The organism is Holdemanella sp. DFI.5.55, assembly GCF_020593575.1.
Lineage (GTDB): Bacteria > Bacillota_I > Bacilli_A > Erysipelotrichales > Erysipelotrichaceae > Holdemanella > Holdemanella hominis.
This window is the reverse complement of record NZ_JAJDMK010000011.1, coordinates 1-17,149: the sequence shown is the minus strand read 5'-3', so window position 1 is coordinate 17,149 and position 17,149 is coordinate 1. Positions and strand designations below refer to the sequence as shown.

The 17,149-nt window shown below is 35.2% G+C and carries 22 protein-coding genes; 21 read left to right on the top strand and 1 reads right to left on the bottom strand.

Going from position 1 to position 17,149, the window contains the following annotated elements:
* The 21 genes from LJE08_RS15000 to atpC all read left to right on the top strand — a co-directional run bounded on the left by LJE08_RS15000 (nucleotide 1) and on the right by atpC (nucleotide 16,562).
* Nucleotides 1-1,257 (top strand): 2-hydroxyacyl-CoA dehydratase, encoded by a 1,257-nt coding sequence (locus tag LJE08_RS15000; protein WP_255650302.1) that lies wholly within the window; start codon nucleotides 1-3, stop codon nucleotides 1,255-1,257.
* The gene (locus tag LJE08_RS04125) at nucleotides 1,254-2,477 is read left to right on the top strand and encodes an NUDIX domain-containing protein (RefSeq protein WP_117926703.1); all 1,224 of its coding nucleotides are present in this window, start codon (nucleotides 1,254-1,256) and stop codon (nucleotides 2,475-2,477) included. Before LJE08_RS15000 ends, LJE08_RS04125 begins: the two co-directional genes overlap by 4 nt.
* A gap of 106 nt (nucleotides 2,478-2,583) precedes the next feature.
* Complete coding sequence (gene rpsF / locus LJE08_RS04120; protein WP_117926704.1) at nucleotides 2,584-2,877, top strand: 30S ribosomal protein S6; 294 nt, start codon at nucleotides 2,584-2,586, stop codon at nucleotides 2,875-2,877.
* A gap of 16 nt (nucleotides 2,878-2,893) precedes the next feature.
* The gene (gene ssb / locus LJE08_RS04115) at nucleotides 2,894-3,412 is read left to right on the top strand and encodes a single-stranded DNA-binding protein (RefSeq protein WP_117926705.1); all 519 of its coding nucleotides are present in this window, start codon (nucleotides 2,894-2,896) and stop codon (nucleotides 3,410-3,412) included.
* 17 nt (nucleotides 3,413-3,429) lie between these two features.
* Nucleotides 3,430-3,660, top strand: coding sequence for a 30S ribosomal protein S18 (gene rpsR / locus LJE08_RS04110; protein ID WP_003864783.1), 231 nt, complete (start codon nucleotides 3,430-3,432; stop codon nucleotides 3,658-3,660).
* A gap of 49 nt (nucleotides 3,661-3,709) precedes the next feature.
* Nucleotides 3,710-4,564: a DUF2232 domain-containing protein gene (locus LJE08_RS04105; RefSeq protein ID WP_117926278.1), complete on the top strand. Its 855-nt coding sequence runs from the start codon at nucleotides 3,710-3,712 to the stop codon at nucleotides 4,562-4,564.
* An 11-nt stretch (nucleotides 4,565-4,575) separates the two neighbouring features.
* Nucleotides 4,576-6,546 carry a DHH family phosphoesterase gene (locus tag LJE08_RS04100; RefSeq protein ID WP_227402482.1) on the top strand — a complete coding sequence of 657 codons (1,971 nt, stop codon included), beginning with the start codon at nucleotides 4,576-4,578 and terminating at the stop codon, nucleotides 6,544-6,546.
* Nucleotides 6,527-6,976 (top strand): 50S ribosomal protein L9, encoded by a 450-nt coding sequence (gene rplI, locus LJE08_RS04095; RefSeq protein WP_117572076.1) that lies wholly within the window; start codon nucleotides 6,527-6,529, stop codon nucleotides 6,974-6,976. Before LJE08_RS04100 ends, rplI begins: the two co-directional genes overlap by 20 nt.
* A 1-nt stretch (nucleotide 6,977) precedes the next feature.
* Nucleotides 6,978-8,324, top strand: coding sequence for a replicative DNA helicase (dnaB, locus tag LJE08_RS04090; protein WP_117926273.1), 1,347 nt, complete (start codon nucleotides 6,978-6,980; stop codon nucleotides 8,322-8,324).
* The gene (locus LJE08_RS04085) at nucleotides 8,314-9,054 is read left to right on the top strand and encodes an MBL fold metallo-hydrolase (protein WP_227402481.1); all 741 of its coding nucleotides are present in this window, start codon (nucleotides 8,314-8,316) and stop codon (nucleotides 9,052-9,054) included. The genes dnaB and LJE08_RS04085 overlap by 11 nt, the downstream gene beginning before the upstream one ends.
* Before the next feature lie 132 nt (nucleotides 9,055-9,186).
* Nucleotides 9,187-9,807 carry a uracil phosphoribosyltransferase gene (gene upp / locus LJE08_RS04080; RefSeq protein ID WP_117926269.1) on the top strand — a complete coding sequence of 207 codons (621 nt, stop codon included), beginning with the start codon at nucleotides 9,187-9,189 and terminating at the stop codon, nucleotides 9,805-9,807.
* Nucleotides 9,808-9,810: 3 nt separating this feature from the next.
* The gene (locus tag LJE08_RS04075; protein ID WP_117572072.1) at nucleotides 9,811-9,978 is read left to right on the top strand and encodes an AtpZ/AtpI family protein; all 168 of its coding nucleotides are present in this window, start codon (nucleotides 9,811-9,813) and stop codon (nucleotides 9,976-9,978) included.
* A 4-nt stretch (nucleotides 9,979-9,982) separates the two neighbouring features.
* On the top strand, nucleotides 9,983-10,351 hold the full coding sequence (locus tag LJE08_RS04070) for a hypothetical protein (protein WP_117926267.1): 369 nt from the start codon (nucleotides 9,983-9,985) through the stop codon (nucleotides 10,349-10,351).
* On the top strand, nucleotides 10,344-11,051 hold the full coding sequence (gene atpB / locus LJE08_RS04065; RefSeq protein ID WP_117926265.1) for a F0F1 ATP synthase subunit A: 708 nt from the start codon (nucleotides 10,344-10,346) through the stop codon (nucleotides 11,049-11,051). Before LJE08_RS04070 ends, atpB begins: the two co-directional genes overlap by 8 nt.
* 19 nt (nucleotides 11,052-11,070) lie before the next feature.
* A complete protein-coding gene (atpE, locus tag LJE08_RS04060) occupies nucleotides 11,071-11,313 on the top strand; it encodes an ATP synthase F0 subunit C (protein ID WP_003864774.1) in 243 nt (80 codons plus the stop codon).
* Between the two features lie 18 nt (nucleotides 11,314-11,331).
* Nucleotides 11,332-11,847: a F0F1 ATP synthase subunit B gene (gene atpF, locus LJE08_RS04055; RefSeq protein ID WP_117926263.1), complete on the top strand. Its 516-nt coding sequence runs from the start codon at nucleotides 11,332-11,334 to the stop codon at nucleotides 11,845-11,847.
* On the top strand, nucleotides 11,841-12,368 hold the full coding sequence (gene atpH / locus LJE08_RS04050) for an ATP synthase F1 subunit delta (RefSeq protein ID WP_117926261.1): 528 nt from the start codon (nucleotides 11,841-11,843) through the stop codon (nucleotides 12,366-12,368). Before atpF ends, atpH begins: the two co-directional genes overlap by 7 nt.
* 12 nt (nucleotides 12,369-12,380) lie before the next feature.
* Nucleotides 12,381-13,916, top strand: coding sequence for a F0F1 ATP synthase subunit alpha (gene atpA, locus LJE08_RS04045; RefSeq protein WP_117926259.1), 1,536 nt, complete (start codon nucleotides 12,381-12,383; stop codon nucleotides 13,914-13,916).
* A complete protein-coding gene (atpG, locus tag LJE08_RS04040) occupies nucleotides 13,903-14,751 on the top strand; it encodes an ATP synthase F1 subunit gamma (protein ID WP_117926257.1) in 849 nt (282 codons plus the stop codon). Before atpA ends, atpG begins: the two co-directional genes overlap by 14 nt.
* A 12-nt stretch (nucleotides 14,752-14,763) precedes the next feature.
* On the top strand, nucleotides 14,764-16,164 hold the full coding sequence (gene atpD, locus LJE08_RS04035; RefSeq protein ID WP_117926255.1) for a F0F1 ATP synthase subunit beta: 1,401 nt from the start codon (nucleotides 14,764-14,766) through the stop codon (nucleotides 16,162-16,164).
* Between the two features lie 2 nt (nucleotides 16,165-16,166).
* A complete protein-coding gene (gene atpC, locus LJE08_RS04030; protein ID WP_227402480.1) occupies nucleotides 16,167-16,562 on the top strand; it encodes an ATP synthase F1 subunit epsilon in 396 nt (131 codons plus the stop codon).
* 180 nt (nucleotides 16,563-16,742) lie between these two features.
* Here atpC and LJE08_RS04025 read toward each other — a convergent pair.
* The coding region (locus LJE08_RS04025; RefSeq protein ID WP_227402479.1) for a transposase at nucleotides 16,743-17,149 on the bottom strand (407 nt) is incomplete at its 5' end.

The window sequence follows — 17,149 nt, the reverse complement described above, 5'->3', positions numbered from 1 at the left end:
TTGAGTTTAGAATATACATTATTTAATTCAGATATGAAGAAGGATTATACAATTTTAGTTCCGTCTATGCTTCCTATCCACTTTCGCTTATTAACACCTGTCTTTGCGAAAAGCGGATATAAATTAGAAGTTTTGACAAATGAAGGGGAGCAAGTACGTGAAGAAGGTTTAGCACATGTGCATAATGATACTTGTTATCCAGCGTTGTTGGTTATTGGACAGATGATTGATGCGTTAAAAAGCGGAAAATATGATATAGATCATGTAGCCTGTGCTATTACACAAACGGCAGGAGGTTGTCGTGCAAGTAATTATCTTTCTTTATTGAGAAAAGCTTTGGCTATGGAAGGATGGCAACGCATTCCTTGTTTATCTGCCAATGCGAATGGTCTAGAAAAAGGCAGTAGCGTTGAATTTACAATGCCTTTGATTCTTCGCATTCTTTATGGAGCTTTATATGGTGATGCTTTAATGTGGTTAAGCAATCAGGTGAAGCCTTATGAACTTGAAAAAGGAGCCACAGATAAGGCGGTAAATCAGTTTATTGATGAATTGATTCCAATGTTTGAACATGGTGCTTATAAACAATCAAAGCGTATTTATAAAAAGATGTTGGAAATATTTAAGACAATTCCACAAGATCGTAGTCAGATAAAGATTCGTATTGGAATTGTTGGAGAAATCTATATGAAATATTCTCCATTAGGAAATCAACACTTAGAAGATTATTTAATTGAAGAAGGCTTTGAACCAGTGCTTTCTGGTGTTATGGATTTTGCACTGTATTGTGTAGAAAATTCAATTATTGATTATGAGTATTATCATATGCACGAAAAAAATCACTATATATACAATATAGTAAAAGATGTGATTATGCGTATGCAAAAAACATTTAGAGATATAGTTAAAAAAGATGGAACTTTTATTGCACCAGACGATTTTAGTGAAGTCATTGATAACGGAAAAGCATTTATTGATCCAGGTGTAAAAATGGGTGAAGGTTGGCTTTTAACAGGTGAAGTTGTTTCACTTATTAAATCTGGCGTTACCAATGTGATTAGTGCACAGCCATTCGGTTGTCTGCCAAATCATATTGTTGCCAAAGGTATGGTTCGTAAGATTAAGGATGAATATCCGAAAGCGAATATTGTTGCGATTGATTATGATCCAAGTGCATCAAAGGTAAATCAGGAAAATCGTATTCGATTGATGTTGGCAAATGCCAAGTTAAGTGAAGAAATGAAGGCAAGTATATGATGGAATTTGTATATGCCTATGCCTACTTTATTTTGTATGCCTTTTTAGGTTGGGTTTGTGAAGATTTATATTGTGGAATTCCCACAAAGAAATTTATTAACCGAGGCTTCTTTTATGGCCCGTATTGCCCAATCTATGGAGTAGGTGCTTTACTGGTTTTATATCCTTTATTGTTTGTGAAAGATTATCCTATACTTGTGTTTGTTTTAGGCGTCATTATTACGAGTGCATTGGAATATATTACAAGTTGGGTAATGGAAATTTTATTTAAAACAAGATGGTGGGATTATTCGGAAAGATTTATGAATATTAATGGGCGCGTATGTTTGTTGAATTCCACTTTATTTGGCATTATGTCTATTGTGGTGATTTATATCATTCATCCTATAATTCAAGATATCGTAATGGATATTCCTTTTACGGCATTGATGAGTTTTTTATCGGCTTTTACAATTGGATTTGGTATCGACTGTGTATTTACTGTACTTGCCTTACTTCGTCGCAAACAAGTATTCCAGAAAGTGCAAGTTCAAATGGAAGCTTTCAAAAAGGATTTCGAAGCAGAAAGTCAATTGCGTGTTCAAGAGGCGCAAGAAGCTTTCCAAGAATGGATGTTATCTCGTCCTGATTTATCCGAACGTATAGAAGAATTCCAAAGCAGTTTGGAAAACTTTTCTTTAGAAGCAAAAAAACATATTTCAAAGGCTTTCCCAGAACGTCATATTTCTACAGAAATTCGTAATATTGTAGCGGATGGTAAATTAGCACTTGAAAGAAGACGATTAAATGCGAATAAGCAAGCTGAATATTGCGAATTAACAAATATGGTTATGATTCAGGATGAAAAAGGTAATGTGTTAGTACAAAATAGCAAAAATCCAAATGGATATACATTACCAACCGGTCATATTGAACTTGGTGAATCGTTTGTACAATCAGCAATGCGTGATGTGAAAGAAAAAACTGGTTTAAATGTTGAACAGTTATGTTTGTGTGGAACAAAACAATTTATCTCGAGTGATAATTGCAGACATATTGTTTTCTTATATAAAACAAATGTGTTTAATGGAATCGAAAATGAAGAATCAAAGTGGATTCCACTGTCAAATATTCATGATTATAAGTTGATTTCAGGTTTAAATGATGTTCTAGAAGTGTTTGAAGGAACAAAATATAATGAGCTTTACTATAATGCTCAATATCAATTAAAAAAATATTAGACTTTGTGGTTTACAAGCAAAGTCTTTTTTTGTTATAATAAATAGGCAGGTTTATGCCTGTTCTCTGCTTCGTAAGAAGCCAAAAAGACCAAAGGGAGGTGTACACATGAAAAAATATGAAATTATGTACATTGTGAATGCATCTTTAGATGATGCAGCGTTCAAAACAGTTTCAGATCGTTTACATGCAACAATCACTGATAACGGTGGTTCAATTGACAAAGTAGATGACTGGGGTGTGAAAGAATTCGCTTATGAAATCGATCACATGAAAAAGGGACACTATGTAGTTATCAATGTAACTGCAAACAATGCAGGAGTTTTCGAATTCCAACGTTTGTCTCGTATCAGCAACAATGTAATTCGTGTTATGGTTGTTAAAACTGAAGGCGAAAAATAATCGAGGTTAAATAAATATGATTAATCGAGTAGTATTAGTTGGGCGTTTGACGCGTGATCCTGAATTACGTAAAACGCAAAGTGGAACAAGTGTTTGCTCATTCACAATGGCAGTTGGTCGTCGTGTTTCAACACAAGGACAGCCAGATGCAGATTTTATTAACTGTGTTGCTTGGAATAAAACAGCTGATTTAATGACACAGTATTTACACAAAGGTTCATTGATTGGTTTAGAAGGACGTATTCAAACTCGTTCTTATGACAATCAACAAGGACAAAGGGTATATGTTACAGAGGTCGTCGCAGAAAGTGTTCAATTCTTAGAACCTAAAAATGCACAATCAGGTTATTCAGCTCCAAGCCAGGATTATGGAATGAATCAAGGTTTTGCTCAAAATACATATGCTGCTCCTGTACAGAATGGATATAATCAAAATCCATATTCAAATCCTGTGCAGAATACAAATAACGCATTTGAATCAACATTCAATGCAGATGATTCACTAGATATTGCTAGTGATGATCTACCATTTTAGAAAGGAAGGACTTACTTATGGCATTTAAAAAACAACGTATGGGTCGTAAAAAAGTTTGTTACTTCACTAAGAACAAAATTAAGGAAATCGACTACAAAGACGTAGAATTATTAAAACGTTTCATCAACGCTAACGGGAAAATCATTCCTAGACGTGTGACTGGAACTCGTGCAAAATACCAAAGAATGTTAGCAACAGCTATTAAACGTGCTCGTCAAATGGCTTTGTTACCTTACGTGGTTGACTAATTAGACTTCATATATTGAAGTCTTTTTTTTTATTTTATATAATAGTCGTATGATAAAAACGAAACAAATTACTACAGGTGCGATGGTTTGCGCTATTTATGGAGCTTTATTATTTTTAAATCAACAGAGTGCATTGATGATTGAATCCAGTGCTTCTTGGATTTTTGCATTTCCTGTACTTATTTATACAGTCATGAGTGGTGTTAAAATGGGTGCATTGGTTACCATATGCATGGGTTTGATGACGATGTTTTTTGGTGGCTTTACAACCTGGTTTTATAGTTGGACCTCATTATTAATTGGATTTATATATGGGGCGGGCGTGTTTAAGCATGCTAAGAATATGACTAATTTTATTATTTGTTTTATTCTTTCTATTATAGCTAATTTATGCATCATTCTATTGTGGAGTACTTTGTTTGGTATTGATTTTTATGAAGATTTCCGCTTGATTTCACAATATATTCCTGGTATAAGCTTAAAAGTATTTACATACTTGATGATAGGATTACTAGGTCTATTACAGGCGTTATGTATTCATTTAGTAGCATTAATGGTGTGCTTACGTATGCATATGGACATTATTCCTCCACAACCATTATCTAAGGTACAAAGCCCAAGATGGATAGGGATAGGTTCTGTTGTGGTGTGGATTGCGTTCTTTTTTGTTCAAAATGTGATAGAATGTCCAACGGGGATCGTTGATTTAGCACAAGTTATTTTCTTTTTGGATTGTACCTTGTTATTATATTTTGGAGTTGTTTATTTTATGAGTTTATGTGTCAAATACCAAAAGAAGAAATGGTCATTTCTTTCTATTTTTGGTGCGTTTGTGCCTGGACTTAATTTATTGTGGATGTTTATGGGAGAGTTGGACTGTCTTTTACAGTTACGAAAAGAATAGAGGTTTTCTATATGAAACAGTTTGAAAAATGGCGTAGTCTATGCGTTACAGGTCTAGCTTTGGGCCTTATACTATCAATCCTGTTGTTTTTAAAGAAAGAATATATATATATGATTGCTGCTTTGATTGTATGGATTGTTTTTATCTGTGCTTTCTTTGGCTTTTGGAAATCTTTAAAAGAACATGGAATGAAGACGGAAGTAGATATTTCAAGAGTTTTAGGTAAAGATGCCAAAGATGCTTTGAATTTTGGAAATGTGGGTATCTTAACTTATAACGAAGAATACATTGTAACTTGGGCTTCGCCTTTCTTTAAAGAGAAGGGTATTACGTTGACTAATAGTAAATTAACTAGCTGGATCAGTAATATTCGTACTTTGTTTGATGACGATGTGGATATGGTTATTGGTAAATCGGAAGGTCGAATTTACGAAATCACGAGAAAAAGAGATGCTCAAATTTTATATGTGAAGGATATTACAGATTACTATAATATGCGTCAGCAGTATTTAGACAATGAAATAGTGATTGGGTTATTGCAGTTAGATAACTATATGGAATATCAGTCTTATGAAAATGAAGAAATCATGGCCCAAATCAATACACATTTAAGAGCTGCTTTAGTAACGTGGGCTAAAGATAATAAGATGTTTGTTAGACGTTTACGTTCAGATCGTTTTTTGGTGATTTTGAATAAAGAAATCTTAACGGAAGTGCGGAAACAGAATTTTACTATTTTACAACTTATTAAGGATGAGGCAAATAAATTAGATGTTTCAATTACGTTAAGTATGGCTTTTGCGTATGGATCAAATGATTTTACGGTACTAGATGATATGGTCAATGAATTGATTGAACTTGCACAAAGTCGTGGTGGAGATCAGGCGGCTATTCGTTCAAGTGGAGGAACGGTTCAATTTGTGGGTGGAAACTCCGAAACAAGTTCAACACGTTCTAAAGTTCGTGTACGCATTATGGCACAATCTATTCAAGAAGCTATTATGGAATCGAAACGTGTCTATATTGCAGGACATGTTATGAGTGATTTTGACTGTATGGGAGCATGTCTAGCTTTATCTAGCTGGGTACATGCGTTAGGCAAGGAAGTATTTATTGTTTTAAAGGATGTTCCTAGAGATGAGCAGCTTCAAGAAATGATGAATTCATTTGTTACTGTCATTCAAGAAAGACATACTTTGATTACTCCAGATGAGGCGATGGATTCTATAGATTATAATAAAGATTTATTGATTATGGCTGATCATGGTATTCCTGCAATATCAAGTGTCAAAGAATTTGTGGATCGATGCAATCGTATTCTTGTGATTGATCATCATAGACGTAGTGATGCGTTTGTTAAGAATACTTTGTTGACATATGTTGAAAGCAGTGCAAGTTCAGCGTGTGAATTAATTGTTGAATTGCTTCAAAATATTCCAAATCATATTCCTATTTATGAAATGGAAGCGACGATTATGTATTTGGGTATTTTAGTGGATACAAATCGTTTTAAAATGCATACGGATGCCCGTACGTTTGAAGCAGCAGCTGCCTTACAAAATTGGGGAGCTAATACAAGTCGTGCTGAAAAAGCTTTGTGTGAAGACTATTTGTATTTCTCTATGAAGAATGCATTGATTCAGCAGGCAAAGCCTTATTACAATCATTTTATGATTGCAGCGATTGATGATGAAACATTAGATAAGACGATGATGGCTCAGGTTTCACAAGCTTTATTATTGATTAAAGGCTGTGTTGCTAGTTTTACCATCGCAAAGGTAAAGACAAATCCGAATGCCGTTGCGATAAGTGCTCGTAGTGATGGGTCTTATAATGTTCAAAAAATTATGGAAAAATTAAATGGTGGCGGCCACTTTAGTGCGGCTGCTGTCGAAAGAGAAGGTGTATCCGTGCAACAGATGAAGGATATGATCTTAAATTGTATAGAGGAGGAACTTAAAAATGAAGGTAATATTGCTTAAAGATATTCGTAAATTAGGAAAGAAAGATGATGTAGTTGAGGTAAGTGATGGCTACGCAAGAAATTTCTTATTTAAGAATAAATCGGCGATTGCGTATACAAAGGGTTCTGCCAAAGTTTTAGATAAACAAATGGAAGAAAGAGCTGAACACGAGGCTGAGTTAAAAAAAGAAGCTGAAGCTTTGAGTGAAACTTTAAAGGGTATTACTTTAGAGTTTACTTTGAGTACAGGTAAAAATGGAGCTACTTTTGGTTCTGTTTCTAGTAAACAAATTGTGGAAGCTTTATCTAAAAAAGGGATTCGTGTTGATAAAAGAAAACTTCAATTGGAACAATCTATCGCATCTTTAGGGGTGACTCGTGTTCCTGTGGATTTATATCGTGGACAAGTGATTGGTGAAATTGTTGTTCATGTAAGTGAAAAGGCATAATATGTCGCGTGAAATGCCTAACGCAGTTTCCTTAGAACAATCAGTGCTTGGCTCTTTGATGGTATATCCTAAAGTCATTCAAGATTGTCAGGAACTCGATCTACATGTAGAAGAATTTTATTTGCCTTCTCATCAGCAGATTTATCAGGCTATCTGTACAATTCATGAAAATGGCCAACCTATTGACATGAATACGGTGGTCAATCGTTTACAGGAAACAGATCAGTTAGAGTCTAGTCAAGGAGCAGATTATATTATTCGTTTGGCAGACTCAGCTATTTCGAGTGCAACATCAAGATCTTATATTGAAACGATCAAAAATAAGGCGCAGCTAAGAAGGTTGATTTATGTTGCGGATAAAATTAGTGAAGAAGGCTATTCATCTGGCGAAGATATTGATACAGTTTTAGATGATGCGGAACGCTTAGTTATGGATGTAACTAGACATCGTAGGGGAAGCGAATTTGAATCAAGTGAAGAAATCGTTACTCGTGTCATTAATGAATTAAAAGAGCTTCGTATGATGAAAGGTGTAACTGGAATTGAAACGGGTTATGTCTTATTGGATCGTATGACGAATGGTTTTCAGCGAGGTGATTTAATTATTCTTGCAGCTCGTCCTGCCATGGGAAAGAGTGCCTTGGCTTTAAATTTTGCAGCTCAAGTTGCGAAACGTAATGAAGGAGCTGTTGCGATATTTTCACTGGAAATGCCTAGTGATTCGATGATGAAGCGTTTAATGAGTTCGGAATCTCAGGTATATTCGGATAAGCTTCGTAGTGGTAAATTGACAAATGAGGAAATGTCTCGTTTATATGAGGCAGGTTCACATTTGAGTGAAAGAAAGATTTATATTGATGACACAAGTAGTATCAAGGTATCTCAGATTTTCTCGAAGTGTCGTAAATTAAAGAGTGAAAATGGCTCTATTTCTTTAGTTGTAATTGACTACTTGCAGCTGATTACGGGAACACGCGCAGATTCTCGTCAACAAGAGGTTAGTGATATTTCGCGTAATTTAAAGATTTTGGCAAAAGAAATGGAATGTCCAGTTATTGCACTTTCTCAGCTTTCTCGTAAGGTTGAAGAAAGAACGGATCATGAACCGCAATTGTCTGATTTACGTGAGTCTGGATCAATCGAGCAGGATGCCGATATCGTAATGTTTCTATATCGTAGTAATTATTATGATAAAGATAAGGAATCACAAGAAGAAACAGAAGTTGTTGATTTATCTTTGGCAAAACATCGTAATGGCGGTATTGGAAAGATTCAATTGGCTTTTGAAAAGAATATATCTCGTTTTACAAATTTAGAAGCCTCTGGAGATGATATTTATGCGCATTGATTTATTGTGTAGCGGCTCAAAAGGCAACAGTTGTTTGATTCGTCATGAAGATACGCAATTGTTGATTGATTGTGGTTCAACAAAAAAGTATTTGATGGAAAGCTTTAAAAAGGTTGGAGCTTGTGTTGATGATACAAATGGTGTTTTGATTAGTCATGCTCATTCGGATCATGTTTCGCAGTTAAAGCATTTTAAGCATTTGGATGTGTATTCTTATTGTGATTTAAAGGATGTGTTAGATAAACATGATGTAGTACCGAATCAAAAGTTGATTATCAAAGATTTGAGCATTCAATTTCTAGGTTTGTCTCATGATTCGCCACATACAATTGGTTTTGTGGTAGAGTCGGATAAAGAAAAGCTTGTGTATGTAACGGATACAGGTTATGTACCCAATCAAATCAAACCGTATATTGCGAATGCAGACCATTATATCTTTGAAAGCAATCACGATGTGGATCGTTTGATGCATACAAAGCGTCCGATGTTTTTAAAACAGCGTATTTTGAGTGATAATGGGCATTTGAATAATGAAGATTCAAGTTTAAATTTAACTTCCTTGATCAATGCGAAGACAAAAAATATTGTTCTTGCGCATTTGAGTGAAGAGGCGAATACGCAAGATCTAGCATTGGATACATTTTCGAATGTACTATTACGAAAGGACTTACATCCTTCTGGAATTGATGTAAGAGCGGCAAAGCAGTTTGAAGTTTTGACAATTGATTAGAATTGTTTAATGATAAAAAACAGAATATTCATATACTATAACACTGGAAGTTTTGGAGGATTCCATTTCTTTCAGTGTTTTCTATTATGGACAAGGATGGTATAATTATGACTATAAAGGTAGGTAATTTAAATGTTAAAAGTTATTGATCATCCGTTGATTAAGCATAAATTAACAGTTATGCGAAAAAAAGAAACGGGAACGAAAGATTTTCGTCAAAACTTAGATGAAATTGGAGGATTAATGGTTTATGAAATCACTCGTGATTTGCCTTTGAAACCAATTGAAATCGAAACACCAATTTGTCAGTACACAGGTTATGAATTGGCTAAAAAAGTTGTGATTGTGCCAATTTTACGTGCTGGACTAGGTATGGTAAATGGAATTCAGGATTTGATTCCAACCGCAAAGATTGCGCATGTTGGTATGTATCGTGATGAAGAAACGCTAGAGCCACATACTTATTTTGAAAAATATCCAAAGAACTTAGAAGATGCGATCACAATCGTTGTGGATCCAATGCTCGCAACTGGTGGTTCAAGTGTAGCAGCAATCGATATGGTTAAGAAGCAAGGAGCTACAAATGTGAAGTTGGTTTGTTTGGTTGGTGCACCTGAAGGTGTTAAAACAGTTGAAAAAGCACATCCAGATGTAGATATTTACTTAGCTTCACTAGATGACCATTTAAATGAACATGGATATATTGTTCCAGGTTTAGGAGATGCTGGAGATCGTATTTTCGGTACGAAGTAATTGATGAAACCTTATGCTTTTTCGGGAATGTTATGCACAAGCATGCTCATATTTGGGCTTATCGGTTATAATATTGATGGCTGGTTACATACTACGCCTTTATTTGTGATTGTAGGTTTAATGTACAGTATTATTGGTAGTATTATTTTATTAATAAAAAAATCGAGGTAAAGCAATGCAGCAAATGAATAAAAAAATAGTAAAGTATACTTTGATATTTAGTTTATTTTGCTCTTTGGTTTGTGCAGTTATTTTTCATTCTCAAATGATTCAAGTATTTATAGCTGTTTGGATAGGTTGCCTTACAGGTTTAGTGGGGTATCGTAAGATTGTTCAAATGGCTTTAAATATTCCAACAGATGAAATAGCTGGAAAAAAGATAGGTACACAAGAATATATGAAAAGATATCTTATGTATGGTCTAGTTTTAGTTATTTGTCAATTAATGGAGTTGCCAATTTTGGCAGTTCTTGTTGGGCTTATGTGCAATAAAGGAGCTATTCTTTTATATGCACTAAAAGAAAAGGAGGATTTCCATGAGTGATGTAAGTGCAATTATCATTCACATTGGAAAGTTCTCTTTACAGATTCAACAATCTATTCTTGTATGGCTTGGAATTTGTGTTTTCTTTGCGTTCTTCTTCTACTTTGCAGGAAAGAAAATTGAAAAACAAGATCCTTCAAAAGCTAGTAAAGGGATTGTGTATATTTGTGAGGAGATCTACAACTTAGTGCTTTACGTAATTAAAGATAACTTAAGGGAAACTACAAAGAAATATATTCCTATGTTTGGCACTTTGATTGTGATGATGATTGTAAGTAACTTGATTGGTTTGATTGGGCTTCAAAATCCAACGAGCAATGTAAGTTTTAATGCGACATTGGCCGTCACAATGTGGTTGATGATCCAAGGTAATGGTATTAAAAAAGGTGGATTATTAGCACGAATGAAAGAGTTGACAGAGCCGATGTTCTTGTTGACACCATTGAATGTCATAGGAGAGTTGGCGTTGCCTATCTCATTAACAATGCGTTTATTTGGTAATATTTTGGCAGGATATATCATTTCTATGTTGGTGTATACATTGATTAAAATGTTGATGCCAATAGGATTGTTAGGATTATTAGTAACGCCATTTTTACATATGTATTTTGATATATTCTCAGGTGTAATTCAGACATATATCTTCTTTACACTAAGCTCGTTCTTCTTAGGACAGCAAGTGGTGATTCAAGAAGATTAATAAATAGGAGGAAAATAAAATGTTTAATGAATTTTTCGTACGTGGTATGGCTTGCTTAGGTGCAGGTATTGCGATGATTGCTGGTTTAGGTCCTGGTATTGGTCAGGGTATTGCAGCTAGTAAAGGTGCAGAAAGCGTTGGTCGTAATCCAGATGCAGCAAGTAAAATTCAATCTATCATGGTATTAGGTATCGCCTTAGCCGAAACAACAGGTATCTATGCTTTGATCATTGCGATTTTATTGATTTTCATCAAAGGTTAATGATTGGGAGAATCGGTAATGATTGACTTTAATATTGACAATTATTTGCGAATTTCATTGACCGATGTTGTTTTAGTTTGTATTTCTACTTTTTTGATTGTAATGTTTGCCAAAAAATTCTTTTGGGAAAAATTACTAACATTAATTCAAAAACGACAAGATTTAATTCAAGAAAATATCAATTCTTCAGTAGCTATTAAAAAGCAGGCTGAAGATGTTAAAGAACAGTATGATGAAAAATTGCGTAATGTATCGCAAGAAGCTCATACCATTATTGTTTCAGCTAGAGCACATGCGGATCAAGAAAAACAGCAGATTATAAAAGAAGCAAATGACGAAGCTTTGCGTATTAAGAAAAACGCAAATGAAGATATCGAACGTCAGAAGCGTGACGCTCAAAAAGAAATGAAAAAAGCAATTAGCGATGTCGCATTAAGCGCAGCTAGTCAGTTGATTAAAAAAGAAATGGATGAAGAAACACAGAAGCAGTTTGTGGAAGATTTTATTGAACAGGCAGGCGATAAACAATGGTAGATTACACGCCTTATGCTCAGGCTCTATTTGAATTAGCACAAGATTCAAAGCAAGAAATGGCTTGGATGTCAGAGCTAAAGCAAGTAGCGCAAGTGATTACTTCAGTACCAGAATTAAACAAGATTCTAGCACATCCAAGTATTTCTCGAGTAAAGAAAAAGGAAATCATCCAAACAGCTTTCGAATCCGAATTAGATACAACTGTATTTCGTTTCTTGCTTGTGTTAAATGAGCATAATGAACTTTCTCATCTTGATAAAATCAGTGATGCGTATGAAGAGTGTTATCGAAAGAAACATAGAATTGAAATCGTTAAAGTAACGAGTGCATCAAAATTAGATGAAGATCAATTATCAAGATTGAAAGAGATGTTAGAGAAAAAAATGAATAAGACACTTGAACTTGAAGTACAAGTGGATCCATCTTTGATTGCAGGTATTAAAGTACAGGCGAATGATTTAGTGATGGATAATACGGTCATTGCGAAGATTGACGCAATGAAGGAAGCAATTAATAGATAAGCAGGTGATATGATGAGTTTAAATCCAGCAGAGATTTCAAAATTAATCAAAGCTCAAATTCAAAGTATCGACCAGGATCTTGAAATGAATGAAAGTGGTACTATCCTAACAGTAGGTGATGGTATTGCAACAGTATATGGATTGAAAAATGCCATGATGAGTGAATTGTTGTTATTCCCTCACGATGTATATGGTATGGTCATGAACTTAGAAGACGAACAAGTAGGTGTCGTATTACTAGGTGATAATTCCGATATCAAAGAAGGTGACGTTGTAAAACGTACAGGTCACATCATTGAAGTTCCAGTTGGTGATAGTTTGATGGGTCGTGTTGTCAATGCATTAGGACAACCGATTGATGGTTTAGGTGAAATCAAAACAGATAGAACACGTCCAGTAGAACGTGTGGCCCCAGGTGTAATGACAAGAAAGAGTGTATCGGTTCCATTACAAACGGGTTTAAAAATTATTGACTCTATGATTCCAATTGGTCGTGGACAACGTGAGTTGATCATTGGTGACCGTCAAACAGGTAAAACAGCAATCGCAATCGATACGATTTTGAATCAAAAAGATCAAAATGTAAAATGTATTTATGTGGCGATTGGTCAAAAGGCAAGTACTGTAGCTCAAATCGTTGAAAAATTAAAACAACACGGAGCTATGGAATATACTACGATCGTAGCGGCTACTGCATCTGAAGCAGCGCCATTACAATATATTGCACCTTATGCAGGTTGTGCAATGGGTGAAGAATGGATGGAAAACGGAGAAGACGTATTAATTGTTTATGATGATTTATCAAAACATGCCGTAGCTTACCGTACACTGTCTTTACTTCTTCGTCGTCCTCCTGGACGTGAAGCGTATCCTGGAGATGTCTTCTACTTACATTCACGTTTATTAGAGCGTGCAGCACGTTTAAATGAAAATTATGGTGGTGGATCTTTAACTGCTTTACCAATCATTGAAACACAAGCCGGAGATATTTCTGCCTATATTCCTACAAACGTAATTTCAATTACGGATGGACAGATTTTCTTGAAAACAGATATGTTTAATGAAGGCGTTCGTCCAAGTGTAGATAGTGGTTTAAGTGTAAGTCGTGTAGGTAGTGCTGCACAGACAAAAGCTATGAAGCAGGTTTCTGGTTCATTAAAGCTTGAACTAGCTCAATATCGTGAAATGGAATCTTTTGCGAAGTTTGGTTCAGATTTGGATGCGAGTACAAAAGATGTATTGGATCATGGAGCAAGATTAACTCAATTATTGATTCAAAAACAATATTCACCATTAACAGTGCCTGAACAAGTATTATCTTTGTATGCTGCAAAAAATAGATATTTAAAACCTGTTGAAGTAGATCACGTTGGTGAATTTGAACAAGGAATGTTGGAGTATGCACATCGTGAATATCCTTATGTTTTAGATCAGATTGAAATGAAAAAGGCAATTGACGATGAATTAGAAGCGGATATTAAGAAGGCTTTGGATGCATACGCAAAACAATATGCACTAGAAAAGGGTGCGCAACATGGCACAGAGTAGACAGGCTATTCAGGCTCGAATCAGTTCCGTTAGTTCAACTAAAAAAATCACAAAAGCAATGCAGCTGATTGCTTCAAGTAAATTAACTAGACAAAGACAAATTATGGAAGAAAACCGTAGTTATGCACAAGGTCTTCAAGAACTATTCACAATGGTACTTCGTAGTACTGGAGATGATTCTATATATTTAAATGAGAATCAAGGAAAGCCAGGCTTTATCTTTGTGATCACAAGTGATATGGGACTTTGTGGTGGTTACAACGCAAACGTGTATCGTATGATACAAGATGAGTTTTCTGAAAAGGATCATGTAGTTATGATAGGAATTCGTGGTTCTGCATGGATTTCAAAACGTGACTATAATGTTGAAACTGTATTAAGTGATCTTGACGAGGATGATGTATATAATGCTTTATCGAAATGTATGCAGGATGCATTAGACTTGTTTGAAAAGAAAGAGATTTCAAAAATTCAAATTTTATATACGCACTATAAAAATACATTGACATTTGTTCCTACTTTAGAAACTGTTTTACCTGTTTCTAAGCCTCAGGAAGAAAAGAAGTCAGGCATGCATGCGGATATGATTTTTGAACCAGATAAGGAAACAATGCTACAAAACATGATTCCTATGGTAACAAAATCAATTCTTTACTCTCGTTATTTAGAGAGTAAAACAAGCGAACAGGCTTCTCGAAGAATGGCAATGGAGAGTGCAACTGACAATGCAGAAGAGTTGCAGAATAATCTTGAACTTGCATATAACCGTGTACGTCAAGGAGCTATCACGCAAGAAATCACTGAAATTGTCGGTGGTGCAAATGCACTTTCATAAAGGAGGGTAAACATGAGTCAAAATATTGGAAAAGTCGTTGAGATCATTGGTCCGGTTGTGGATATTCAATTTTCACAAAATAATTTACCAGATTTATTAACGGCAATTGAAATTGAACGCCCAAATGAAGAAAATCTAATTGTAGAAGTCGAACAAGATATCGGTGCTGATAGAGTACGTTGCATTGCGATGGGAAGTACAGATGGTTTGGTTCGTGGTATGGATGCCATTGATACTAAAAAACCAATTCAGGCTCCTGTCGGAGAAAATGTATTGGGTCGTATGTTTAATGTTTTGGGTAAACCAATTGATGGTTTAGGTGATGTAGATGCTCAAACTATGCCAATTCATAGAAAAGCACCAGCATTTGATGAACAAAGTACAACAAGCGAACCATTGGAAACAGGTATTAAAGTTATTGACTTACTATGTCCTTACGCAAAGGGTGGTAAGATTGGATTGTTCGGTGGTGCCGGGGTAGGTAAAACCGTATTGATTCAAGAGTTGATCCACAATATTGCCAAAGAACATGGTGGTAAATCCGTTGTAGTAGGCGTTGGAGAAAGAACTCGTGAAGGAAATGATATGTATCACGAGATGAAAGACAGCGGTGTATTAGATAAAACAGTATTGGTTTATGGACAGATGAATGAAAGTCCAGGAGCCAGAATGCGTGTTGGATTAACTGGTCTAACAATGGCAGAATATTTCCGTGATGTAGAACACCAGGACGTATTATTGTTTATTGATAATATCTTCCGTTTTACACAGGCAGGATCTGAAGTTAGTGCCTTATTAGGACGTGTTCCTAGTGCTGTAGGGTATCAGCCTACATTAGCTACAGAAATGGGACAGTTACAAGAAAGAATCACATCAACAAAAGATGGCTCTATCACTTCCGTACAGGCTATTTATGTACCTGCGGATGACTTAACGGACCCAGCTCCAGCAACAACATTTTCTCACTTGGATGCAAAAACGGTATTAGACCGTGACATTGCGGCATTAGGTATTTATCCTGCCGTAGATCCACTTGAATCAAGTTCACGTATTTTGGATCCACTTGTAGTTGGTGAAAAGCACTATAAAGTAGCTCGTGGAGTACAAAATATTCTACAGAGATATAAAGATTTACAGGATATCATTGCCATCTTAGGTATGGATGAATTAAGTGAAGAAGATAAGAAAGTTGTTAACCGTGCACGTCGTGTTCGTAACTTCTTGTCGCAACCATTTAATGTTGCTGAAGTATTCTCTGGTATTCCTGGAAAATATGTACCTTTGGAAGATACAATTCGCAGTTTCGAACGCTTATTAGCAGGTGAATTTGATGATCTTCCAGAACAAGCATTCATGTTTGTTGGAACAATTGAAGAAGCACAGGAAAAAGCTAAAAAAATGGCTGGTGAATAGTCATGATTGCTTTTAAAGTAGTAACACCAAAAGGCGAATATTTAAAGCAGGAAGTTAAAAGTATCCATGTAAAGACGGTGGTTGGAGAAACAACAATTTTACCAAATCACATGCCTATCTTTGCATCTTTGGTGCCTTGTAAGCTTGTTTTGAAAAACGAAAATGATGAAGAAGAAATCTTTGCGATTTCTGGTGGCTTTTTACAATTCAACAAAAATGAAGGCATGATTCTAGCTGATGCGATCGAAGGAAAAAAAGATATCGATCTTGAGCGTGCAAAAAAATCAATGGAACGTGCTAAAGAGCGTTTAGAGAAAAAAGATTCAGATACAAATCTAAAAAGAGCTCAGTTATCATTGGAAAGAGCAATTAATAGAATTCATGTATATGGCGGGTAACCAAAATCATTTAGGGTTTTAGCGCAATCATTTGGGGTCTAGTTCGGGGTCTGTGAATATTCGTTAAAATTTCAAATTCAAAAGAGATGTAAATCTGTATGTTGGTACATGCAGAAATGCATCTTTTTTTTAGTTGTGTTTTTCTTACTGTGATTATTAAATTGTAGTTATATTTTTATATTATTTTTTCTTATTATATGATCCGCGTTTTTTTCCTTTATTCTTTTTGATCTCATCTTTTGGTTTAGGAATACCTCTAACGCTTGGATTGTCTCTTGTAGCCCAGAGAATGCGATTGCGTGTATAATTAAAATCAGAGAATCCTCTCGATTCTCTCTTAAGATCTTTCGGCTTTCGGTTGAAAGACTCCATAGGTCCATTGGAAAGACGTGCATAGTATTCTTGCTCGTTTCTTGCACTCTTTCTATAGACCTTTACTTTAATAAAGGAATTAACGATAGGTTCCTTGTTCTTGATAAGAAACAAGGCAAAATCACTAAATATCGACTGATCTGAATATTTATATTTGTTGATCAAAGCGTTTAGATTTGTCAGTACATCGAATTCACTTTCGTATTCCTGATTGT